A 23,120-nucleotide genomic window follows, 5' to 3' on the forward strand; every position below is an offset into this window, starting at 1 on the left:
CAAAAAAGGAACGACATATGCGCACAAGCTCAGTCGTGCGGAACACGAAAGAGACCCGAATTTCGGTTGAGGTCAATCTCGACGGAACCGGCGCCTACGATGTCAAGACGGGGGCCGGTTTTTTCGATCACATGCTTGAACAGCTGGCACGGCATTCGCTGATCGACATGAAAATCCGCGCAGACGGCGACACGCATATCGATTTCCATCATACCGTCGAAGACACCGGCATCGCACTCGGACAGGCAATTCGGGATGCGTTGGGCGATATGGCGGGGATCACACGATATGCCGACACACACCTGGCCATGGACGAAGCCTTGACCCGCTGCGCGCTTGACGTTTCCGGCCGACCGTTCCTGGTTTGGGATGTATCGTTTAAACGGGACAAGATTGGTGAGTTTGATACCGAACTGTTTGAAGAGTTCTTCCGGGCGTTTACAATGAACTCGGGCATTACTCTCCATTTGGCCAACCTGTATGGAACGAACTGTCACCACATCGCCGAAACGTGTTTCAAAGCTGTAGCGCAGACGTTGCGAAAGGCCATCGAAATGGACGTACGTCAATCGGGACGTATTCCAACCACAAAAGGTCAGCTCGGCGGCTGAGAGTGGGCATATGACAACATATTTCGTAATGGCACCGCCGGGTGCGGCAACCGGAAGGGCGAATTTCCGAACGGCCGAAAAATACATTTTTGTGCCGGACCGGTTTTCCGTTCCCGCGTTTGCATTTTCTCTCATCTGGATCGTATTCCACCGGATGTGGCTGGTATTGCTTGGGTATCTGGTGCTGACGCTGGCTCTCGAAATTGCTGCCTCTGCGATCGGCGACCTTTCGCCCATGGTCGCAGCTTTTGCAATTTCCGCCGTCTTTGGGCTGGAAGCGCAGGCCTTGCGTCGCTGGTCGCTTGAGCGCAAAGGGTACAGTGTCGTCGGCATGGTGTGCGGATCAGACCAGGAAGAAGCGGAACTTCGCTTTTTCCGAAAGCTTGAGGCACATCCGGCGGCTACACATGTTCATCGAGCCGCTCAGCCGGATGCATCCTGGTCGCCTGCCCCCGGTGGCATCGTGCCGCGGGTTGGGCGCGAGCAGGTTGTGGGTCTGACGCTTCGTCCGGAGCCACGAAAATGACAATCGCAATCATTGATTATGGCTCCGGAAACCTGCGTTCCGCAGCGAAAGCCTTTGAGCGGGCCGCGCGTGATCATGCCCATATGCCCGATGTCGTTGTGACGTCTGACCCCGAGAGGGTCCTTAAGGCCGATCGTATTGTGCTTCCCGGCGTGGGTGCGTTCGCGGATTGCAAGCGGGGCCTTTGGGCGGTTGGAGGAATGCCTGAGGCCTTGGAAGAAGCGGTTCTGCAACGTGGAAAGCCGTTTTTCGGCATCTGTGTCGGCATGCAGCTGATGGCCAGCCGCGGGCTGGAATTCGAAACTGTTGATGGGCTGGGTTGGATTAATGGCGATGTTACCGCGATGAAGCCGTCCGATACGAGCCTGAAGATCCCGCATATGGGTTGGAACACAATCAGTGTGCCGGAACAGCGGCACCCGGTATTGGATGGACTTGAGACCGGACCAGACGGTCTGCATGCCTATTTTGTTCATTCCTATCATTTCGCCTGTGTGCGTCCGCAGGAATGTGTAGCCTCCTTTGACTATGCAGGCACCTTTACGGCAATGGTCGGCCGCGACAACATGATAGGAACGCAGTTCCACCCGGAGAAAAGCCAACGCCTCGGGCTAGGCCTGATTGCAAATTTTCTTGAATGGGCGCCCTGAGGCGTCGAAGCGAGCGAATATGATCCTTTTTCCTGCAATTGATCTCAAAGATGGACAATGCGTCCGCCTGAAGCTAGGCGACATGGACCAGGCCACCGTCTTTAACCATGATCCGGGCGCCCAGGCAAAAGCTTTTGAAGACCAAGGTTTTGAATGGCTGCATGTGGTTGATCTAAATGGGGCTTTTACTGGCGAGAGTGTGAACGGCGCTGCTGTAGATTCAATCCTATCGGCCACAAAAAACCCGGTGCAGCTTGGCGGCGGGATCCGGACGCTTGAGCATGTACAGGCATGGCTCGACAAAGGCGTTGCACGGGTAATCCTTGGAACGATTGCCGTTCGCGATCCCGAGCTCGTCAAAAAAGCTTGCAAAATGTTTCCTGGAAAAGTGGCTGTCGGAATTGACGCCAAGGGCGGAAAAGTCGCGGTCGAGGGCTGGGCCGAAACCTCGGAACTGACCGCCGAGGACCTTGCCAAGCGGTTCGAGGATGCGGGCGTCTCGGCGATCATCTATACTGATATCGACCGGGACGGTATCTTGAAGGGCCTCAACATACCCTCCACACTCGAGCTTGCTCAAGCCGTCTCTATTCCGGTGATTGCATCGGGGGGGCTTGCATCCATCGACGATATCAAGCGGCTACTTGAACCGGATTGTGCAATTCTGGAAGGAGCGATTTCCGGACGCGCGCTGTATGATGGGCGGCTGGATCCAGATGAGGCAATGGCACTCATCAAAGCGGCTGAGACGGTGGTCTCATGACCCTGAAAGCCCGTGTTATACCCTGTCTGGACGTGAAAGACGGCCGTGTCGTCAAAGGCGTGAATTTTGTCGACCTAATGGACGCCGGAGACCCGGTCGAGGCCGCCAAGGCTTATGATGCCGCCGGTGCGGATGAGCTTTGCTTCCTTGACATAACCGCCAGTCACGAGGGCCGGGATACAATCTACGACGTTGTCCGCCGAACGGCTGAAGCGTGTTTCATGCCGGTAACCGTTGGTGGTGGAGTCCGCTCGAATGAAGATATTCGAAAGCTGCTGATTGCCGGGGCCGACAAGGTTTCGATCAATACCGCTGCGGTAAAAAATCCTGACTTCGTGCGTGATGCGGCGCAAAAGTTCGGTGCTCAGTGCATTGTCGTGTCGATCGATGCAAAACAGGTCAATCCTGAGGGAGGGGCTGAAAAATTTGAGATTTTTACGCATGGTGGACGAACCGCAACCGGGATCGATGCGATCGAATTTGCGAAACAAGTGGTGGCGCTCGGGGCTGGAGAACTGCTTGTGACGTCGATGGACCGGGATGGCACCAAAAGCGGTTACAACATTGCGCTCACGCGCGCGATTGCAGATGCAGTGCCCGTGCCGGTGATTGCATCCGGTGGCGTTGGAACGCTTGATCACATGGTTGAGGGTATTCGGGATGGTCATGCAACGGCCGTGCTCGCCGCCTCGATTTTCCATTTTGGCGAATACACGGTTCATGAAGCAAAGGCGCATATGTCCGCTGCAGGCATTCCGATGCGGCTCGACATATAATCCGTATCACTACGTATTCCCATAGGGAAACACTAGACCAATGATCGATTTTACTTTGACGGATCTCGACGCCATTATCACTGCGCGGGCTGGTAGTGGTGATAAGAGTTCATATACCCACAAGCTGATGGGCAAAGGGATAGAAAAATGTGCTCAAAAGCTTGGAGAAGAAGCAGTTGAAGCTGCGATTGCCGCGGTAAAACGCGACAAAAAAGAACTCACAGGTGAAGCTGCTGATGTGCTTTACCACTTACTGGTTGTTTTGAAGGCCGCGGATGTGCCGCTTGAAGATGTGATGGCGGAACTAGAGAGCCGGACTAGACAGACTGGTCTGGAAGAAAAGGCATCGCGGAAGCAGGATTGAGCCTGCTTTGGTTGCCTCACGAAGCAGGGCAGCGGAGACTGCGAAGACATGGACCAGAAAGTCGCCTCGGCATTGGACATGGACCTGTCACCCTACAGGGTGTTCACTGAGCGTCAGTGGTCGCGGTTGCGCGCCGACACCCCGATGACACTGACTGAAAAAGAGGTTGCCCAACTTCAGGGTCTGAACGCGCCAGTGTCAATGGAGCAGGTCGAAACGATCTATCTGCCGCTGTCCCGCCTGCTGGCATATTACGCTGAGGCGCGATTCAGCTTACACCGCGCGACGCACGATTTTTTGGGCATCTATGAGCGCAAGACACCCTACATCATTGGTGTTGCAGGTTCGGTTTCCGTTGGGAAGTCGACCACATCACGTGTCCTGCGGGAGCTGCTGGCCAGATGGCCTGCCAGCCCAAAGGTCGATCTGATCACAACAGATGGGTTCCTCTATCCGAACGCCGTGCTGGAAGCCAGCGGTCTGATGTCCAAAAAAGGCTTTCCCGAAAGCTTCGATCGCCCGCAGCTATTGAAATTCCTGTCTGACATCAAGGCTGGCAAGCGCCATGTCCGCGCGCCAGTTTACTCTCACTTTTATTATGATGTTATGCCAGGCCAAACCATCAAGGTGAACCGTCCGGATATTCTGATCGTTGAAGGCTTAAATGTCCTTCAAACCCGGGAGTTGCCTAAAGACGGTCGGGCAGTTCCGTTTGTGTCAGACTTCTTTGATTTTTCGGTCTACATCGATGCAGGAGAGGATCTGCTGCGGCAATGGTATGTCGAACGGTTCATGCATCTGCGAGAGACCGCGTTCCGCGATCCAAGTTCTTATTTTCACAAATACTCGCGAATTGATGATGCAGAGGCCTTTCAAACGGCGCACCGGATCTGGAACGAAATCAATCTTGAAAACCTGCGCGAGAACATCGTGCCAACCCGGCCGCGTGCGGATCTCATCCTGACCAAGGATGCCAGCCACCGGATTTCGAAAGTTGCGCTTCGCAAGATCTGAAATGAAAAAAGCCCTAGCATTTTGTGCCAGGGCTTTGATTGGAACAATTCGTCCGGTTGTTACGCTGCAGACCGGCTGCGCACTTCCCGCAAAAACGTTGCGACCTGCTCTTTAAGTGTCGCTGCGTTGTCTTCAAGCTGCCGCGCAGATTCGTCTACTGTATCAGCCGCTGTGCGAGTGTTTTCAGCGGCCTGCGTCACGCTTTCGATGCTGGTGGCAACCTCCACCGTGCTGCGCGAGGCCTCAGTGGCATTTTGAGCAATTTCCTGGGTCGCAGCACCTTGCTCGTCAACGGCAGCAGATATCGTGGAAGCGATCTCATTCATTCGGGTGATGATTTCCGTAACTGAACTGATTGCACTTGCTGCGTGCTCGGTTTCGCCCTGAATTGCCGAAATCTGGCTTGAAATCTCTTCAGTCGCCTTGGAGGTCTGTGTAGCCAGTTCTTTCACTTCAGCGGCAACAACAGCAAAGCCTTTACCGGCTTCACCTGCGCGTGCAGCCTCAATTGTGGCATTCAACGCCAGAAGGTTGGTTTGCTCGGCAATCGCCTGAATCAGGGTGACGACCTCCCCAATCCTGCCCGCAGCCCCGGAAAGGCCAGTCATGCGCTCGTTTGTTGCTGTCGCTTCCTGCGCTGCCCGAGCGGCAATTTCACTGGAGGATTGAACCTGACGGCGGATTTCGTTGACCGACGCAGACAGTTCCTCAGCGGCTGCTGCCACGGTTTCTACGTTGTTTGATGCTTGTGACGAAGACTGGGACACAATCGCGCTTTGGTCGGTCGTTTGCGCCGCTCCGCTGGTCATTTCACTTGATGCATGCTGGAGTTTGTGAACGGAACTCTCGATGATGCTCATCATTTCTGTGATTTGAGAATCGAAGGACGAACTCAGGTCCTGGATCTCGCGACCGCGCTGGGCGGCCATGTTACGGCTTGCTAGTTGCTCTTCTTCAAGAAGCTTGCGCGCATTTTCATTGCGAACGAAGACTTCCATAGCGGCAGCCATCTGGCCGATTTCGTCCCCCCGGCCCGCGCCTTCAATGACGATCTGGCTTTCACCGTCAGCCAAGCTGTTCATGTTTGACGTCAGCGCTTGCAATGGACGAATTGTGCTCCGTATCGCCAGAAATGCGATGATCAGTGCAAGGACGGCACCTGTTATGGCAACGGTAATGATGACTCCCGCTTCTCGCCAATATGCGGCATCAAGATCATCCACATACACTCCGGTTCCGATCATCCAACCCCAAGGTTCGAAACCAACCGCCCATCCATATTTTTCGATTGCTACATCGCTGTTTGCGCGTGGCCAGTAGTAAAGCAGTGAACCTCCGCCGTCCTGCGCTTTTTCGATAAGCGTCTTTACAAGTGGAAGACCTGATTTATCAGTTACTCCCATCATGTTGGTACCTACCAGAGACGTCTTGGGGTGAACCAGGTTCACTCCATCATAAGAATAGACGAAGAGGTAATTGTCGCCTTCAAATCGGATCGACCCGATAGCTTCTTTCGCCGCGGTTTGGGCATCGTCGGTGGACAAAATACCGTCTTCAGCTTTGGCAGCATAGTGGGCAGCCATCGATTTGGCGCTGTCAGAAATCCGCTCAATCTGTCCGAGCCGTTCTTTTAGCATCGCGTCATAAAGTCCGTTAAGGCTTAAAACGCACAGCGCGACGGTAAACACCAGGACAGTGACGACCGGTACGCTGATTTTCCATGACAAAGGCCAACGGACGAAATTCATGATTCGGAACCCCAGTTTTTCGCTGCATGCGTTTTGCGCTCAAAAAATAAGCAAAACGTTAAGTCATGCAGTGTTTCTCCCGGTAAGCTTGCCGGGAGCTGAGGTATCGAAACAATAATTTTTTCAGAGGCTTACAATTCCCTAGCGGAAATTGTGATCGAAAGGCTTTATCGGTCAACGCCTTGCGCAAAAAACGTCACGGCGTCCAGGCCTAGACCAAGTTGCGTTTTGTATTTGACCGCGCAAAGCGTAGCCTTGCCCTGCATAGTTGAATGTGTTGGCTCCGCCTTGCCGTGCGAGTGTAACGACGCCGAAACCCATCTCTGCGACGGTTGCTGTATTTCCATCTGGTGAAAACTGGACATTCAGGTCCACCCCGGCCGTACAAAGATAGTCTGCAACCTGCCCGGCAGCACTTTGAGGGCCACTCAGTGGTTGGGGTTGCCCAAAACCTCCGCCAATATCTGCGGGTGGCCGAGGGCCGGCAACACTGGATGGCTGATCGAAGGGCCCGCCTGGTTGGGCGAACCCGCCTATTCCTGTGTTCGGGACAACGGATGGCGTCACTCCCGTCAAAACAACTTCGCGGTAAGGTGTGCGGCTCACGTAAATGCCGCGGCACTGCCCGTTTGAGCCCCGCACGAGCCAGGCATGCGACACGTAGGTCTCCTGCTCCAGGATTTGGCCTGGTTGCAAGCGCGCGTAGGGCCGCTCTCCCCCGTTGTAGTCAATCCAATGGACTTCAACGGGGGTTTGCCCCATGTTCCGGAAAACGATCTGACCGGGGCGCGTGCCTTGCTGGGAGCGGATTGATCCAAGTTCGGAGCACAGTCGGTCGGCGCCCGGCTCAGTCCCCGACAGCGGTAATCCGTCAGCGGAAACAATTTGTTGCGCTTCAGCACAGGCTGCCTGAAACAGACGGACAGGCGCCGCGCTTCCGGAAAGCGAGACGACATAAGGTGGTAACCCCTGGACCGAAACCGAAAGTTCGGTCTGGCGAATGAGGGCTTCCCAAATTGGATCGCTCATTGGCAAAGCCACTTGCGGGAAAGATTGGCCGTACTGATTGTTGGTGGACGAACCAATCGCACTGTATGTCGCGGAGAAGTCTCCGGCTGACACTCTGACCGGTAGTGTCACTCCTTCTTGAACGGACGGACCGGTCTGGCTGAACACGATTGTTGCCGATCCGGTCTGAGTTTGGCACACGGCCGTGAAATCCGCGTCGCTGGTTTGTGGCACTGTGTGGCTCAGTTTAGAAAGAACCCCGGGCGTGTTCCCGGTCTGCGATTCCCAGACCCGGTCATTCGAAGGCTGAACCAGAATGTCACGTCGCGCTGTTCGACTTCCCGAGGTTCCATCCTGCCGAGATAAGCTTTCGTTTACGATTGCCGAAAAATCAGATGGCGGTTGAAGGGGGTCACCTGCAGATTCAAGAGGTTTCAACAGTGTGTCCTGTTGCTCGGGCGCTGCGGTGCTGGAACTGTCAGACGGTGGAAGCGCTGCCGCACCACTGTTGTCCGAGGGTGTTGTTAGCGTCTCGTTGGAAGGTTCGGCAATGATTTCTGGACTGGATCGGTCTGCTTCCGTTTGTGCAGGCGTTGCAATTGCTCCATCGCCTACGACACGTGCGGTAGCACCTGGCTTTGAATCGCTATCCACTTCCACAAGCAGCCTGTTTCCGGAGCAAATGTTTGCATTGCGGTGGAGAACCCGGCTGTTTTCAAGCGTAATTTCAAGGGCAACAGAGCAACTTGGCAGCCCGGAACCGCTTCCAATTGTGTCGATTACGACACCATTTTCGTCCCGGCTGATAATCGGTTTGTATTTTTTATCGATCAGAATTGAACGGACGCCCGGTTTGGCCGGCTCCAAGTCGATCCGAAGGTTCTCAGGTGCCGTTTGACCAAATGCCGAAGGCCCGCCGGAACCACCTATAAGGAGAGCGGTGGCCAAGCCAACTCCATACTTCCAAATGTTGGCCTTACACAAATTCGTTGAACCGGGGCGGGCCCGCATAGATGCTCTCCAGATTGACATGCGCTTCGGCGATCTTTTGCGGATTACTTAGTCAAAATGGCGGTTGCAGGGCAAGCTTCATCTGACCCGGCGCCTTTGGTTCCTCAGCGGGGAGCTCGTTTCGCCAAGATCCGCTGCAAAGTCCGGCGATGCATATTCAATCTACGCGCTGTTTCTGAAACATTGCGATCGCACAGTTCATATACCCTTTGAATATGTTCCCAGCGGACGCGGTCGGCAGACATTGGATTTTCCGGTGGCTCTGCTTTTTCTTCAGGCTTGCGCTCCAACGCTGCAATGATGTCATCCGGATCAGCTGGTTTCGCCAGATAGTCGATTGCACCAAGTTTGACTGCCGTCACTGCGGTCGCGATGTTGCCGTACCCGGTCAAGATAATTGCACGCGCATCCGGCCGCCGCTGGTGAAGTGCTTCGATCACATCGAGACCGTTGCCGTCCTCCAAACGCATATCGACAATTGCGAATGCTGGCGCCCTCGTGGCGAGTTTTGCGACTGCCTCGCGCAGGCCATCGGCGGTTTCCGTTTCAAACCCGCGTTTTTCCATAGCACGCGCCAAACGCTGCTGAAACGGTTTGTCGTCGTCAACGATCAAGAGACTCTTCTCGGCGGTGTGGTCTTGCGTTGTCAGGGCAGTCATCTTCAATGTCCTTTCCATGCTCCGTCTTACGCGGATACATGCGATTCAGTTCATTGGCGCAAACAACTCAGGCGTCAATTTTCCTCTCACTCTTATGGAGTGGAAAGGACTGAGCGTCCATAGAGCTAAGCGTCTCCAAGGTAGAGCGTTGCCAAGTGACGCGTATAAGAGCGCCCTGTTTGGGCGGGGGCCGGTTCTCAAGATAGAGTTTTGCACCTGTGCGCTCCAAAAGCGTTTTGGCGATAAAGAAACCAAGTCCAAGCCCGCTGTTTTCTTCTCTATTGTTGGAGCGTCGGTTGCGAACGGAAACATAAGGGTCTCCAATTTTCGCCAGAACTTCCGGGGCAAACCCATGTCCGTCGTCGCGAATAGTAATAGCAACGGTTTCCTCATCCCATGCCGCCGATACGTCAACGGTCTCTTTCGCGAAATCGACAGCATTTTCGATAAGGTTCCCAAGGCCGTAGCGAATGGCTGCATTTCGGGAACCCACGGGCTCATCTCCGGAACCGCTGGCCGATATTTTCAGATCAATCCCAAAACCGCGATGCGGCGCCACCACATCCTCCAGCAATTGTGAGACCGGCATTCGTTGAAAGGTCCGGTCGTCGTCACTCGACAAGGACGCAAGCTGCTTCAATATGCTTCTGCACCGCTCCGCCTGCGATCGTATGAGAGCTATGTCCTCAGAACGCGGATCTGTATCTTCGAACTCGTCAGACAGTTCTTTTGCCACAAGATAAATTGTTGCAAGCGGCGTACCCAGTTCATGTGCTGCGGCAGTTGCAAGCCCGTCCAAAGCGTTAAGATGCTGTTCCCTTGCCAATACGAGTTCTGTGGCGGCCAAGGCATCTGCCAGCTGGCGAGCCTCCTCTGCCACACGAAAGGCATATATCGCCATGAAGCCAAGGGTTGATACGAGGGCAATCCAAATCCCGACCGAATATACTGGCGGCAGAGAAAATACGGCGTCACCGGGCCACGGCAGCGGATAGTGGAACACGGCCAGAACGCTGGCGCATAGTGTCGCGAGGATCCCAAGAACGACTGTATAGTGTGCCGACAGTGCTGTGGCAGATACCATGACTGGTGCCATCAGGAGGAACGCAAAGGGATTCCCCAGTCCGCCGGTCAGGAACAGCAAACCGCTCATTTGCAGGATGTCGTATGCCAGTTGCAGCGTCGCGGCGTATTCAGACAGTCGTAAAGAAGAGGGCGAATGGATTTTTAAAAACACATTTAGCCAGGCGGAAAACGCGACCAGCGAGAATGCAATCCCGGCCGGCAGCGGATAGCCGAGACCTATGTGGACAACCAGCAAAGCAGCGGTCTGGCCGCCTACGGCGAGCCAGCGTAAGCGGACAAGGGTGTCCAGCTTCAATCTGCGGTGCGGGAAAGCGACATTTGCTGCAAGGTGATCAGGCATGACGACTTTCTGGGGCTGTTTATCATCGTTGGCAAGTTGGTTGGTCTTGTGCCAGACCAAGTGAAGTGTTAGCCACGCGGCAAGAAAGCCGTGTGGTAGTCGCGGGCCGCCGGCTGGAGGAAGAGTCTGACTAGACTTCATCTATCCCGTTCGAACCGCAATACGGAATGAGACACGATGACCGACACGAATGATGGCGCTGCAGCGCCGGAGGCAGAAGCCGGTGCAGCTCCGGGCATGCATATCCTTGGCCAATACATCAAGGATCTGTCATTTGAAAACCCGAATGCGCCGCGGTCCCTGCAACAGGGCGAGCAGCCGAAGTTAGACATCAACGTCAATGTTGGTGCTCAACAAATTGGTGAAGACCAATTCGAAGTCATTTTGACACTGACTTCCAAAGCTGAACGGCCGGACATGGTTATGTTCAATGTGGAACTGGTGTATGCGGGCTTGTTCAAAATCACGGGCGTGCCAAAGGAGCACATGCATCCATTTGTGATGATTGAGTGCCCGCGCATGATTTTCCCGTTCGCGCGCAACATTCTGGCTGAAGCTACCCGCAATGGTGGTTTCCCGCCTCTGCTGCTGGACCCGATCGATTTCGCCAACCTCTATCGCCAGAACATGCAGCAGCAAGCTGCAACGGAAGGCGCAAAGCCGATGCCGAACTGACCTATTTGGGTCAGGTTTGAGATTGAACCGCGGTCCGGACCGGCCGCGGTTTTTTCCATTAGGCCGCTTCCAACATTTCGGTCCAGCTCTTGGGCTTGTCTCCATTGAGCGGATTGGCGGGCGACCGGCGATAGCGTATCGTCTCCATCCTAAACGCGCGTGCATCGAAGATCATCAGCCGCCCCACGAGCCCTTGTCCCGTACCTGTGATTTCCTTGATCACTTCCATTGCCTGCATGGCGCCGAGAATTCCGGTCAAAGCTCCAAGCACTCCGGCTTCCGCGCAGGTGGGAAGCAGGCCATCCTGCGGCTGGTCAGGAAACAGACATCTGTAGGTTGGGTTCGGCTGACCGTCCGCATTATTTTCGTGCGGCTTAAGTGTGGTGATCGTCCCGTCAAACTGTCCAACAGCTGCCGTGATCAGGGGCTTCTTCGCAAAAAAGCATGCATCCGATACGAGATAGCGTGTCGTGAAGTTGTCGGATCCGTCAACGATGAGATCGTAGTTGGAGACCAAGGACATCACGTTGTGGCCGGCCAGCCTCTGAGGATAAGGTTTGACCGAAATGTTTGGGTTCAACCTGACGATAGCCTCGGCCGCGCTCGCAACTTTAGGCTCTCCGAGCTGCCCGGTGTCATGGATCACTTGTCGCTGAAGATTTGACAGCGAAACGGTATCGTCATCGACAATTCCAAGTGTTCCAACGCCGGCCGCTGCAAGGTACTGGAGAACCGGCGCGCCCAAACCGCCTGCGCCAAGGACCAGAACCTTTGCGTTTTTGAGTTTCTGCTGGCCTGCCCCGCCAATGTCTTTCATAACGATGTGGCGAGCATAACGCTCCAGTTCAGCGGGAGAAAGCATGGTCGTTCCAGGCTCCTGTTGCAGATCGTGTTTTATCAGACCGTTTGGCCGTCGCGGCTCACTTTAGGATGCGGCTCACGAGCCGTGCCGTATAATCGACCATCGGGATGACGCGAGCGTAGTTCAGCCGGGTCGGACCAATGACGCCTAGTACGCCAACAATTCGCTGGTTGCTGTCGCGGTATGGCGACACAACCAGTGAGGATCCAGACAACGAAAACAGATTGTTTTCCGATCCGATAAATATCCGGACACCATCTCCACTTTCGGCCAGACCGAGCAGTTGAATGAGATCGCGCTTTGTCTCAAGGTCATCGAATAACAACCGGATGCGCTCCAAATCTTCCGCAGCTTCCAGGTCGGTCAGCAAGTTCGACCTGCCGCGAACGATCAAAGTGCCGGGATCTTTTTGGTTGTCGCCTGCCCAGATGGCTAGTCCTGCATCGACGACCTTTCTGCTCAATTCGTCGAGTTCTGCCTGGTCCGCATCGCGAACCTTCTCCAATTCACGTCTGAGTTCAGCAAGTGTGCGCCCCTGAAGCTGCGCATTCAAATAGTTCGAAGCTTCAACAAGCGCCGAAGAAGGTAGGCCGGCCGGGAGATCCAGGACCCGGTTTTCGACCGATCCGTCTTCGCCAACCAACACAGCCAGTGCTTTCAATGGCTCAATGCGAACGAATTCAATGTGCTTCAAGCGCATATCGGATTTGTGCGTGAGAACCACGCCCGCGCCCATGGAAAGGCCGGACAGCAGCTGACTAGCTTCTGTAAGAACCTGCTCGCTGGAGTTTGCCCGTTGTGACGCTTTTACCTGAACGTCAATCTGCCGCCTTTCGTCTTGTGACAGATCTCCGACTTCCAGGAGGGCATCTACAAAAAACCGTAGTCCAATTTCGGTCGGCAAACGTCCGGCACTGGTATGCGGCGCATGCAGCAGGCCCATATGCTCAAGATCCGCCATGACATTCCGGACTGATGCCGGCGAAAGTGACATGTTGAGGCTGCGCGAGACGTTTCGCGATCCGACAGGTTCGCCGGTTTCGAGATAAGTCTCTACGATTGAACGGAAAATTTCGCGAGATCGTTTATCGAGGTCGCTCAGACTCACCGCCATACTCCATTTCATCAGCCGGAAGGGCTCTGCGGCCTTTTTGCGGGATTCGGTTGTTCTCTTGATGATATAGGCGCAAATTTACCCCAAGAAGCAAGCAGGCCTTTACGTGCTTCCGGTTCCAGCGCTACAAGGCGCGGCAACAAGTAGTGCCGAACTCTGAAGAGGATAAGGGTTAGATGATGCGTCCGTCAAAACGCGCACAAGATGAACTGCGCGCTGTTACCATAGAACGGAATGTCTCCAAACATGCTGAGGGTTCTTGCCTGATCAAGTTTGGCGACACCCACGTCCTTTGTACGGCCAGTCTTGAAGAGCGCGTTCCGCCCTGGCTTCGCGGCCAGCAACGCGGCTGGGTGACGGCTGAATATGGCATGCTGCCGAGGGCAACAGGTGATCGGATGCGTCGTGAAGCAAGTGCGGGCAAGCAATCCGGGCGTACGCAGGAGATCCAGCGGCTTATCGGCCGGTCGTTGCGCGCTGTTGTCGATCTCCAGGCTCTCGGAGAAGTTCAAATCACCGTCGATTGTGATGTTATTCAGGCGGACGGCGGCACCCGTACCGCAGGGATAACTGGTGCCTGGGTCGCTCTTTTCGACTGTATTGAGTGGATGAAGGCGCGTGACATGGTCAAGGATGGCGTTCTCAAAGACCATATCGCCGCCATTTCTTGCGGAATTTATGAAGGCACACCGGTACTCGATCTCGACTATGCCGAGGATAGCACGGCCGAAACCGACGCAAACTTTGTTATGACCGGATCGGGCGGTATCGTAGAGATACAAGGTACCGCAGAAGGCGTCCCGTTCTCAGAAGCCGAGTTTGGGCAGCTTACAGGCCTTGCTAAAAAAGGGATTACCCGGCTCGTAGACCTACAAAAAATGGCCATCCTCTAAGGGACATATCCATGAGCCAGCGCAAACTGATGCCGGGCAAGCTTGTTGTTGCCAGCCACAACAACGGGAAAATCCGGGAGATCAATGAACTTTTGGAGCCTTATGGCTTCGAGGTTACCTCCGCCGCTGACCAAAATCTTGCCGAACCGGAAGAAACCGGGCTGACGTTCGAGGCAAACGCCGAACTGAAGGCTGTAGCAGCGGCAAAAGCGTCCGGTTTGCCTTCCTTGGCTGACGATAGCGGCTTTTGCGTGGAAGGACTGGATGGTCAGCCCGGGATCTATTCTGCGCGCTGGGCAGGACCTGAAAAAGATTTTGCCATGGCCATGCGGACGATCGAAGAAAAGCTGGAGGCTATCCCAGCCGTCGCCGGCGCTGACAGGCGCGGATATTTCGTGGCTGTTCTGTGCCTTGCCTGGCCTGACGGCCACACGGAGATGTTCCGCGGCGAAGTTCATGGGCAGGTGGTCTGGCCGCCGCGTGGTGACAAGGGATTCGGATACGACCCGGTTTTCCAGCCTGACGGGTATGACAGAACTTTTGGCGAAATGACCTCCGAGGAAAAGCACGGCTGGTCGGCAGACACTCCGGCTCTGTCACATCGGGCACGGGCATTTGAACTGTTCTCGAAGGCCTGTTTGGAGAACTGATGCAAGCGGGCGCTGGAGATACACCGGAGGGTGGTTTTGGGATCTATGTGCATTGGCCGTTCTGCGCGGCCAAATGCCCGTATTGCGATTTCAACTCGCATGTCCGTCACCAACCTGTCGACCAGGATCGATTTGCAAGCGCATTCGAGACCGAGCTTGAATATTTTGCGGAGCTCACATGCACCAAGCGGGTCAACTCGATATTCCTTGGCGGTGGGACGCCGTCCTTGATGGAGCCGGCAACAGTTGGGCGTATCCTGGACAAGATCGCCGCGCTTTGGACTGTCGACAACACGGTCGAAGTTTCGCTTGAAGCCAACCCTTCGAGCGTTGAGGCAGACCGGTTCAAGGGATATCGCGCGGCCGGCGTAAACCGCGTTTCCTTGGGTGTTCAATCCTTGAACGATCACGATTTGAGGTTGCTCGGCCGCCTGCATGATGCGGCTGCGGCCAGAAAAGCGATTGAAACGGCCCGCGAAACATTCCCACGGTTGTCTTTTGACCTGATTTATGCCCGGCCAAACCAGACACTGGGAGCGTGGCAGTCCGAGCTGCAGGAGGCCATAGCGCTGGCTGCGGATCACCTATCGCTATATCAATTGACGATTGAAGAAGGGACGCCGTTTTTCTCGCTTCACAAGGCCGGGAAACTCGTCGTTCCCGAACCGGAGTTGGGCGCCGATTTTTATGCGTTGACCCAAGAGATTACGTCCGACCACGGTATGCCAGCCTATGAGGTGTCCAACCACGCCAAACCGGCGGCAGAATGCCAGCACAATCTCGTTTATTGGCGCTATGGCGATTATGTCGGCGTCGGACCAGGTGCGCACGGCCGGATTAGCGTAGGCGCGTCAAAGCTCGCAACTGCTACGGAAAAACATCCGGAAACCTGGCTTCAAAATGTCGAGACACACCGCCACGGCTTGATAGAAAACGCTGGCCTGACCGAAGAAGAACAAGGCGATGAATTCTTGTTGATGGGACTGCGCCTGCAAGAGGGCATAGACCTCTCCCGTTATGAGAAGCTGGCCTGCAGGGAGGTGGAGCCGAAGCGTTTGAAGGCGCTTTTGGACGAGAAGATGGTCGAAGAACTCGGGGAAAACAGGATCCGGGCAACGCGAAACGGCTTTTTTGTTCTTGATGCCGTCGTTGCCGATCTTGCCGCCTGACCAAAAATAAGTGCTCCAGCGCCACACGGTATCATTTTGATATTTCGCATAAAATTAATCGCCCTTCGCTAATTTAACGTTGGGGCAGTGAGCTCATCGTCTCCCGCAAGGCTCAAAAAACCGCAGCATTGTTAGAAATTAGCTGTATTGCGGCGCTGGTCATCTTTGTCCTATTCTGTTGCGATGCAAAATAAAAAGTATGTTTGGCCAAGAGCCGGTTCGTAAGGAGACACGTTTGCCATATTATCATCTTTACGAAATGAACCATGCCGCCATGGGCCCGCTGAGGGCTGCGGCAGACATGACGCGCCTGTACTTTCAAAACCCGCTTAATCCATGGACACACACTGAGGTTGGCAAGTCGATTGCCGCTGGCTGTGAAGTCCTTGAGCGAATGACACGCCGATACGGCAAACCCGAGTTTGGGATACCGGAAACCACCGTTAGTGGCGTGAAGGTTCCTGTTCGCGAGAACATCGTCTGGAGTCGGCCGTTTTGCGATCTCATCCATTTCGAACGCGCAACGAATAAGGGTAAGAACGATCCAAAAGTGCTGATCGTTGCACCGATGTCCGGCCATTACGCGACTCTTCTGCGCGGCACCGTGGAGACCCTGCTCCCGAAAGCCGAGGTCTACATCACCGACTGGATCGACGCCCGGATGGTTCCGCTTGCAGACGGCAAGTTCGATCTTGACGACTACATTGATTACCTCATCTCGATGCTGCATTTCCTCGGGCCGGACACGCATATTCTGGGTGTATGCCAGCCTTCTGTGCCGGTGTTGGCGGCAGTAGCAGTTATGGAGGGGCGTGATGATCCTTATGTGCCTGCCACGATGACGCTGATGGGTGGCCCAATCGATACGCGGGTTGCCCCGACGGCGGTCAACGACCTCGCCATGCGCAAGGGCATTGATTGGTTCAAGCGCAATGTCATCATGCAGGTGCCGTTTCCGCATCCCGGTTTCATGCGGAATGTCTATCCAGGCTTCTTACAACTGTCCGGTTTTATGAGTATGAATCTGGACCGGCACGTGACGGCGCATCGCGAGTTCTTCCAGCATCTGGTTGAGGGCGACGGCGACAACGCCGAAAAACACCGCGAGTTTTATGACGAATATCTTGCGGTCATGGACCTCACTGCAGAGTTCTATCTTCAAACGGTTGAGACTGTTTTCATTGAACATTCTTTGCCCATGGGCACGATGATGCATGGCGACACGCCGGTGGATTGCTCCAGGATCCGGCGGACAGCGCTTTTGACTGTCGAGGGCGAAAAGGACGACATCACTGGGCGGGGGCAAACACGCGCTGCCCATGATTTGTGCACCAGTCTCCCGGATGACATGAAGGTGCACTACGAGCAGCCAAGTGTCGGGCACTACGGCGTCTTCAACGGATCGCGCTGGCGCGCCGAAATTGCACCGCGGGTACTCGACTTCATGCGGTCGAACCCAAGCGCGGCCCGTAAAATCGACAGGCCGAAATCAGCCGCAGCTCCGGGCGCTAAAACTCAGCCGCGGGCCGCCGAGGTGGCAAGCAAGACGCCATCGGTAGCGGTTCAGCCAGAGCGCAAAAGCGCGGATGCCCTCGAAGAAATCTTATTGGCCAGTCCCCGGGGCGTGGCCGATGATTTAAAAGCGATTTCCGGAGTTGGTCCGAAGCTAGAGGCCGCTCTAAACGAAGCCGGGATTTTTCATTACTGGCAAATCGCTGGTTTGACGGACCAGCAAATCGAAGCATTGGACAGCAAGCTTGATTTCCGTGGCCGAATGGAGCGGGATAAATGGATCGAGCAGGCAAAATCACTCTCAGAAACAGTGTCTTAGAATTCAAAATAAATTCAGAATATTGGGGAGCCCCCGGCAGATTGCCGGGGGTTTTTCATTTCAATTGCGGGAGCTCAAGACTTCAAATTCTGGTCTCGAAAACTTGAACACAGCTGAAATACTCCCCACTTTATTTACGTGGATGATTGTTATGGATAGGACAATGACGACCAACACATGCAACTTGAAACCTGGCTGGACCCCGCTGACTATCGGATTGATGGTCCTCGGATTTGTTGTGTTCTGGCCGCTCGGACTGGCAATGCTGGCCTATATCCTTTGGGGAGACCGGTTTAGCGCAATGGCTCGGGACGCACGTGACCAATGGCGTTCCAGCCCGGTAAAGGGAGCTGTCGATCAAATGGCGAAGGGAACCGCGTATGGCCGCACGGGAAACGCAGCTTTTGATGACTACCGCGACCGCGAGTTAAAGCGGCTCGAGGAAGAACGCGCCAAGCTGGACACCATGCGTGCTGAATTTGATGAGTTTCTGCATGAGCTCCGGCGCGCGCGCGACCAAGAGGAATTCGACCGCTTCATGTCTAACCGCGGCCGCGGCACTTCCCCTCAAGCAGGTTGACGTCGATCACCCTGCAATTTTCGACCGAAGGCGGCGCCGTCAAACGCGCCGCTTTCGTCGTTTATGGGCACAGGGTATTCTGCTGATCGACGATTCGGATGGGATACGAACCTCAGATGCTTCAACGATTGCGTAAAAAGGAACTGCCGCCGGACATCTTGGTCCAGCATGGGGCAGAGCAGTTCGTTATCCGCATCAAGGCCAACAACCGGGCAAAGAACTACCAGCTCCGTATTCCGCCAGATCGGGCGGAACCGGTATTAACCGTGCCAAAAGGCGGGTCTCTCGCGAAAGCTGAAAGCTTTGCCCGACGGCATGCCGCGTGGTTGTCCGAGCGGCTTTCCCAGCGCCCGGATATGGTATCGCTTTTTCCCGGTGACCGGGTCCCTTATCAGGGAGAAGAGCATATCATTATTCCTCTGGGAAAACTGCGTGGCCTCGTAAACCGCACATTCGAAGCCGGTCAATGGCAGTTGCTGGTGCCGGGTTCGGACGATCACATTCCTAGAAAGGTTCAGGCATGGCTTAGGCAGGAGGCGAAGGCGCAACTGACTGAAAGGTGCCGGTTTCATGCGGCTAAAATCAACAAATCATTTACTGGCATCAGTGTGCGGGATACCTCCAGCAGATGGGGATCTTGTTCGTCCACCGGCCGGTTATCGTTTTCCTGGCGGTTGATATTGGCGCCGCCAGAGATTTTGGACTATGTGGCTGCGCATGAGGTTGCCCACCTTGTGGAGATGAACCATTCCAGTCGGTTTTGGAAGGTTTGCAACGGGCTTGCCCCGCACACACCCGAGGCGCGCAAATGGCTCCGGGACAACGGGGTAAATCTGCACCGCTACGGGCAATAGAACACTCTAATATCCTCCGATTCGCGATGATCCGAGGAAGGGCCGATTGCGGCTATGGACCGATGCGGTGCTTTGTCAGGGCAATTCGAGCTTGTCTGCCCACGATGTGACCACAGTTGGCGTGCCGCCCGGATTTGCCGACAGTCGCTGGATTCCTAACGGCTCAATCGTGGGTCCCCAAGCGCAAAGCAACCGATCAGCTGTTTCCGCCGCCGAAAATCCCTCTCAGAAGGTTCAACGGACCGCGTCGCTCTTCATCTTGGCCATTCCCGATCGGTGCCGGTGGCACAAGGCCACGGCCCGAACCGCTGTTATCAGCACCCGCATTGTTTCGGCTTCTAGGCACAGCAGCTGAGGCTGGAATATCTGGAACACCCGGAAGGTCCGCGACCGGCAGATTGGCATGTGCAGCTTCCATCGTTTCCTTCCAAAGAATGGCCGGCAAGGTTCCGCCGGTTGCGCGCTTGGTTGGGGAGTTGTCATCATTTCCAAGCCATACCGCTGTCGTCAGATTGGCCGTATATCCGATGAACCAAGCGTCCCTGAAATCCTGGCTGGTGCCGGTTTTACCGCCAGCTTTCCGGCCGCTGGCCAATTGGGCTTTGCGGCCCGTCCCTGTAGCCAGTGTTTCGGCCATCATCACATTCATGTTGCCAACATACGTGCGGGATATGACCCGCCCTGGCCCCTCGCCCTTTCGGGAATACAGAACTTTGCCGTCTTCCGTGCGGATTTTACGAATGATGTGCGGAATAACGCCATATCCTCCGTTTGAAAACGGCACATAGGCGCCTGCAATTTCAAGCGGCGTTACTTCAGACGTCCCCAGGGCAAGCGACAGATTGGTTGTCAGCTTGGATTGAATTCCGAGCCGTTTAGCGGTCTGAGCCACTTTTTTGGGACCCACTTCATAGGTCACTTGAGCTGCAACCGTATTCAGGGACATCGCCAGCGCTTGGCGAAGCGTCACTGGGCCATAATGTTCTTTGGTGTAGTTCTTGGGCGACCATCCGCCAATGTTAATCGGCTGATCTTGGCGGATGGTCTGTGGGCTCATTCCGTTTTCGATCGCGGCCAGATAGACAAACGGCTTGAAAGCCGATCCCGGTTGTCTCTTTGCGTAGACGGCCCTGTTAAACTGGCTTTTGGAATAGTCCGCACCGCCGACCAGAGCCTTGACGGCACCTGCGGTATCGAGGGTAACAATCGCACCCTGCCTGACCCGTTTTTCGTGGCTGTGTTCGTGTAAAGTCTTCCGCAGCGCCGCTTCGGCAGCATTCTGCATGTGCCGATCGATTGTTGTATCGACAATAATATCGGTATCGAGGGAGCCTATATAGCGTGGCAGGACGTCCATCACCCAGTCGGCTGCATAATTGTCGCTCGCTGTCGTGTAGCGCCGGACCACTCTTGCCGGTGCTGCGAGCGCATTTTTCGCCTCCGCGTCCGTGATATAGTCTTCTTCATGCATTGCAGCCAAGACAAGCTGCGCCCGTTCTTCGGCTAAGTCAGGGTTGCGGGCTGGCGAGTAGCGGGATGGCGCCTTGAGCAATCCCGCTATCGTCGCTGCTTCGGCGATGGTGACCAATCTGGCTGATTTACCGTAGTAGCGCCGCGCCGCCGCATCCACGCCATAGGCGCCGGCTCCGAGATAGACCCGATTCAGGTACATTTCCAAGATTTCATCTTTGGAATAGTGCGTTTCGAGCCATATGGCCAAAACAACTTCCTGCATCTTGCGCTTGATTGTCCGGTCTGGCTCCAGGAACAGGTTTTTCGCAAGCTGCTGCGTCAGCGTAGAGCCACCTTGAACCAACGTCCCGGCGGTTAAATTCACGTACATGGCGCGTATCAGACCGAGCGGATCGATGCCGAAATGGGACCGGAAACGTCGGTCCTCAATAGCAATAACTGCATTGGGCAAGTAGGGCGGCAACTGTTCAAGCCGGACGGCCTCACCACCGGTATCGCCCCGATTGGCAATCAACTGCCCGTTTGCGGAAACGATTTTCACATTTGGTGGCCGCTCCGGAACTTCCCACTCCGAGGTCGGCGGCAGATAGGCGGCATAATAGATGATGACGCCAACAGCGAATATGCCACCCCATATGCCAAGCACACAGCCCCAATACGCCGCCCTCTTGGTGAGTTTGGCAATCGTCGCACCGATGTTTCTACGCTGTTTTTTCCGCTTTGCTTGGCGGCGTTTAGATCCGGATCTAGTGCGGACCGGGCGTTTTGTCCCCTTCTTGGCAGTGCCAGCCGCTTTTTTCCGGGGCGTGACTTTTTTCTTTTTGCTGGGAGATTTAGGCGCACCTGGTCTGTCCTGCTGCGTCGGCCGCAGGTTAAGTGTGCTTGCGCTCTCCCCGTCGAAACGAGGTTCAATACGCGCTGGCCGCCGAGGCTTTCGCGTCATGCGTACTCAAAATCCCAAAATACACCTGCCCCCGTAGGCGACCCGCCTTGACGATAGAATGCGGCAATTTAAGGGGGCGTTAAGGCTTGTCACTTCGCCATAGCAATGAACCATCTAACAGTGGATATAATGGTGGTCCCAAACCGCGGGATTAAAGGCTTGTAAGAAGGAAAACATACATGCCAAAGGCTTATTGGATTGCGCGCGTCGATGTGACGGACCCTGATGCCTACAAAAACTATGTTGACGGTGCGGCCGCTGCATTCGAAAAATTTGGCGCGCGATTTCTCGCAAGGGGCGGCACCGTAACTCGGTTTGAAGGCGAGGCGCGTGCGCGGAACGTCGTTATTGAGTTCAAAGATAGTGAAACGGCCTTGGCCTGCTTCAATTCGCCGGAGTATCAGGCCGCACGCACCCATCGGCTGCCAGCATCAGAGGCGGATATTATTCTCGTTGAAGGTTATGAAGGCCCACAGCCTGGTAATTGATCTCCGGTGCCGGGCCGCTCAGCGTCAGCTTGCGTAGCGGCTCGCATCTGCCCCGTAATAATTCACATAACGTGAGTTGAGTTCTGACACCGGCATGAGGATCAACACATCCGTCGTGCCGAATTGATGATCAATCACCGCGCCGTCACCTACAAACGCACCTAACCGAAGATAGCCCTTGATCAGAGGCGGTAAAGCGCGGAGCGCTTCTTTGGCGTTCAGTTGATCGTTCGGGATCCTGTCCATATCAACGAACAGTTCAGGCAATGCGCGTACCCGCCAATTTTCGGGTGCGCGCGCTGTAGCATGCAGAAATGACAGCTGAGTTGCCATCTCGTCCGGATTGGTGCCGGGAATGGACGCACAACCCAACATGACATCGATGTTGTGCATGAGTATGTAGGACCAAACACCGTGCCACAGCAGCTCAACGGTTTTCTTGTTCCGATAAGGCTTCAAAACGCAAGACCGGCCGAGTTCCAAAAACCGTTTTCCCGGATTAGCGTCGATCAGCGGCTGGATGTCATATTCGCCAGCCGTGTAAAAGCCGTCATGCATGTTAGCGATTTCTTGACGGAGCAACCGATACGTACCGACAATTTCGGGCTTTAGGCGTCCTAGCTTGTTCCGTTTGAGTGACGAATGGTCAATCACCAGCATGTGGTCGCAAATCGCGTCAAACGGGTCAACGTCGCGATGTGTGGCGAGGGTTCGCGCATCTGCGATTGCCGACATTTCCTCGTAGAAGACCTGATAGCGTAGCCGCTGCGCTTTCTTGACCTCTTTGAAATTGCGGGCCAACCGCACTTCAAGCGGACCGATCCTTCCAAGGCTGTCTTGGATACGAAGGGGCGTCTCTCTGCGCACGGCGGCGGCTGGTGCCACGCCGGCGTATGGGAGTGGGCGCGCCAGCGGCGCAAACTTTCGAACCAGTTTCCTCGGCGAAAAAATGCCCGACCGCATCATCGATGTCAGGTCCCTATGTGCTTTGTTGTATCACGAACGTTATCCGCTCGCGCTATTTGGCCCATC

The 23,120-nt window shown here is 55.1% G+C and carries 23 protein-coding genes; 15 read left to right on the plus strand and 8 right to left on the minus strand.

The annotated features are described in order from the left end of the window. Positions 1-17: 17 nt before the first annotated feature. Genes hisB through coaA form a run of 7 tightly spaced genes read left to right on the plus strand, consistent with a single transcriptional unit; the run spans position 18 to position 4,704 of the window. On the plus strand, positions 18-611 hold the full coding sequence (gene hisB, locus JM93_RS16340) for an imidazoleglycerol-phosphate dehydratase HisB (protein WP_145345604.1): 594 nt from the start codon (positions 18-20) through the stop codon (positions 609-611). 10 nt (positions 612-621) lie between these two features. Then, positions 622-1,137, plus strand: a complete 516-nt coding sequence (locus JM93_RS16345; protein WP_145345606.1) for a DUF2628 domain-containing protein — start codon at positions 622-624, stop codon at positions 1,135-1,137. After that, positions 1,134-1,787: an imidazole glycerol phosphate synthase subunit HisH gene (gene hisH / locus JM93_RS16350; RefSeq protein ID WP_145345608.1), complete on the plus strand. Its 654-nt coding sequence runs from the start codon at positions 1,134-1,136 to the stop codon at positions 1,785-1,787. Before JM93_RS16345 ends, hisH begins: the two co-directional genes overlap by 4 nt. A 19-nt stretch (positions 1,788-1,806) precedes the next feature. Further along, a complete protein-coding gene (gene hisA, locus JM93_RS16355; protein WP_145345610.1) occupies positions 1,807-2,550 on the plus strand; it encodes a 1-(5-phosphoribosyl)-5-[(5-phosphoribosylamino)methylideneamino]imidazole-4-carboxamide isomerase in 744 nt (247 codons plus the stop codon). Continuing rightward, positions 2,547-3,326 (plus strand): imidazole glycerol phosphate synthase subunit HisF, encoded by a 780-nt coding sequence (gene hisF, locus JM93_RS16360; protein ID WP_145345612.1) that lies wholly within the window; start codon positions 2,547-2,549, stop codon positions 3,324-3,326. Before hisA ends, hisF begins: the two co-directional genes overlap by 4 nt. Positions 3,327-3,366: 40 nt before the next feature. After that, positions 3,367-3,690 (plus strand): phosphoribosyl-ATP diphosphatase, encoded by a 324-nt coding sequence (locus JM93_RS16365; protein WP_145345614.1) that lies wholly within the window; start codon positions 3,367-3,369, stop codon positions 3,688-3,690. 48 nt (positions 3,691-3,738) lie between these two features. Beyond that, positions 3,739-4,704: a type I pantothenate kinase gene (gene coaA / locus JM93_RS16370; protein WP_145345616.1), complete on the plus strand. Its 966-nt coding sequence runs from the start codon at positions 3,739-3,741 to the stop codon at positions 4,702-4,704. Positions 4,705-4,763: 59 nt separating this feature from the next. On the opposite strand, the gene JM93_RS16375 is transcribed toward coaA, so the two are convergent. The 4 genes from JM93_RS16375 to JM93_RS16390 form a co-directional block, all read right to left on the minus strand. Next, the gene (locus tag JM93_RS16375) at positions 4,764-6,452 is read right to left on the minus strand and encodes a methyl-accepting chemotaxis protein (RefSeq protein WP_145345618.1); all 1,689 of its coding nucleotides are present in this window, start codon (positions 6,450-6,452) and stop codon (positions 4,764-4,766) included. Positions 6,453-6,626: 174 nt separating this feature from the next. Next, positions 6,627-8,408: a VHL beta domain-containing protein gene (locus JM93_RS16380; protein ID WP_170230704.1), complete on the minus strand. Its 1,782-nt coding sequence runs from the start codon at positions 8,406-8,408 to the stop codon at positions 6,627-6,629. Between the two features lie 167 nt (positions 8,409-8,575). Continuing rightward, a complete protein-coding gene (locus JM93_RS16385; RefSeq protein ID WP_145345622.1) occupies positions 8,576-9,130 on the minus strand; it encodes an ActR/PrrA/RegA family redox response regulator transcription factor in 555 nt (184 codons plus the stop codon). A 67-nt stretch (positions 9,131-9,197) separates the two neighbouring features. Beyond that, positions 9,198-10,556 carry an ActS/PrrB/RegB family redox-sensitive histidine kinase gene (locus JM93_RS16390; protein ID WP_145345624.1) on the minus strand — a complete coding sequence of 453 codons (1,359 nt, stop codon included), beginning with the start codon at positions 10,554-10,556 and terminating at the stop codon, positions 9,198-9,200. A 177-nt stretch (positions 10,557-10,733) separates the two neighbouring features. Between JM93_RS16390 and secB the strand changes: the two genes are divergently transcribed. Further along, positions 10,734-11,231: a protein-export chaperone SecB gene (gene secB, locus JM93_RS16395; RefSeq protein WP_145345626.1), complete on the plus strand. Its 498-nt coding sequence runs from the start codon at positions 10,734-10,736 to the stop codon at positions 11,229-11,231. Positions 11,232-11,289: 58 nt separating this feature from the next. On the opposite strand, the gene JM93_RS16400 is transcribed toward secB, so the two are convergent. Continuing rightward, positions 11,290-12,093, minus strand: a complete 804-nt coding sequence (locus JM93_RS16400; RefSeq protein WP_145345628.1) for a HesA/MoeB/ThiF family protein — start codon at positions 12,091-12,093, stop codon at positions 11,290-11,292. A 58-nt stretch (positions 12,094-12,151) separates the two neighbouring features. Continuing rightward, positions 12,152-13,207, minus strand: a complete 1,056-nt coding sequence (gene hrcA / locus JM93_RS16405) for a heat-inducible transcriptional repressor HrcA (RefSeq protein WP_244300866.1) — start codon at positions 13,205-13,207, stop codon at positions 12,152-12,154. 179 nt (positions 13,208-13,386) lie between these two features. Here hrcA and rph point away from each other — a divergent pair, with 179 nt between their 5' ends. The 6 genes from rph to JM93_RS16435 all read left to right on the plus strand — a co-directional run bounded on the left by rph (position 13,387) and on the right by JM93_RS16435 (position 19,184). Then, positions 13,387-14,100, plus strand: coding sequence for a ribonuclease PH (gene rph, locus JM93_RS16410; protein WP_145345830.1), 714 nt, complete (start codon positions 13,387-13,389; stop codon positions 14,098-14,100). An 11-nt stretch (positions 14,101-14,111) separates the two neighbouring features. Then, entirely contained in the window at positions 14,112-14,750 is a 639-nt protein-coding gene (rdgB, locus tag JM93_RS16415) for an RdgB/HAM1 family non-canonical purine NTP pyrophosphatase (protein WP_145345632.1), read from the plus strand. Beyond that, positions 14,750-15,919 carry a radical SAM family heme chaperone HemW gene (gene hemW, locus JM93_RS16420; protein WP_145345634.1) on the plus strand — a complete coding sequence of 390 codons (1,170 nt, stop codon included), beginning with the start codon at positions 14,750-14,752 and terminating at the stop codon, positions 15,917-15,919. The genes rdgB and hemW overlap by 1 nt, the downstream gene beginning before the upstream one ends. A gap of 274 nt (positions 15,920-16,193) precedes the next feature. Next, positions 16,194-17,750: a polyhydroxyalkanoate depolymerase gene (gene phaZ / locus JM93_RS16425; RefSeq protein WP_425280831.1), complete on the plus strand. Its 1,557-nt coding sequence runs from the start codon at positions 16,194-16,196 to the stop codon at positions 17,748-17,750. A 163-nt stretch (positions 17,751-17,913) separates the two neighbouring features. Beyond that, positions 17,914-18,330, plus strand: a complete 417-nt coding sequence (locus JM93_RS16430) for a DUF2852 domain-containing protein (protein WP_145345638.1) — start codon at positions 17,914-17,916, stop codon at positions 18,328-18,330. A gap of 116 nt (positions 18,331-18,446) precedes the next feature. Further along, entirely contained in the window at positions 18,447-19,184 is a 738-nt protein-coding gene (locus JM93_RS16435) for a M48 family metallopeptidase (protein WP_145345640.1), read from the plus strand. 196 nt (positions 19,185-19,380) lie between these two features. Here JM93_RS16435 and JM93_RS16440 read toward each other — a convergent pair whose 3' ends face one another. After that, entirely contained in the window at positions 19,381-21,600 is a 2,220-nt protein-coding gene (locus JM93_RS16440; RefSeq protein ID WP_145345642.1) for a transglycosylase domain-containing protein, read from the minus strand. Between the two features lie 179 nt (positions 21,601-21,779). Between JM93_RS16440 and JM93_RS16445 the strand changes: the two genes are divergently transcribed. Beyond that, positions 21,780-22,088 carry a DUF1330 domain-containing protein gene (locus tag JM93_RS16445; protein ID WP_145345644.1) on the plus strand — a complete coding sequence of 103 codons (309 nt, stop codon included), beginning with the start codon at positions 21,780-21,782 and terminating at the stop codon, positions 22,086-22,088. Between the two features lie 24 nt (positions 22,089-22,112). Here the strand turns inward: JM93_RS16445 and olsB are convergent, their stop codons facing one another. Beyond that, positions 22,113-23,054, minus strand: a complete 942-nt coding sequence (olsB, locus tag JM93_RS16450; protein WP_208995232.1) for a l-ornithine N(alpha)-acyltransferase — start codon at positions 23,052-23,054, stop codon at positions 22,113-22,115. Positions 23,055-23,120: the final 66 nt, after the last annotated feature.

The organism is Roseibium hamelinense, assembly GCF_007830545.1.
In the GTDB taxonomy this organism is placed as follows: Bacteria; Pseudomonadota; Alphaproteobacteria; order Rhizobiales; family Stappiaceae; genus Roseibium; species Roseibium hamelinense.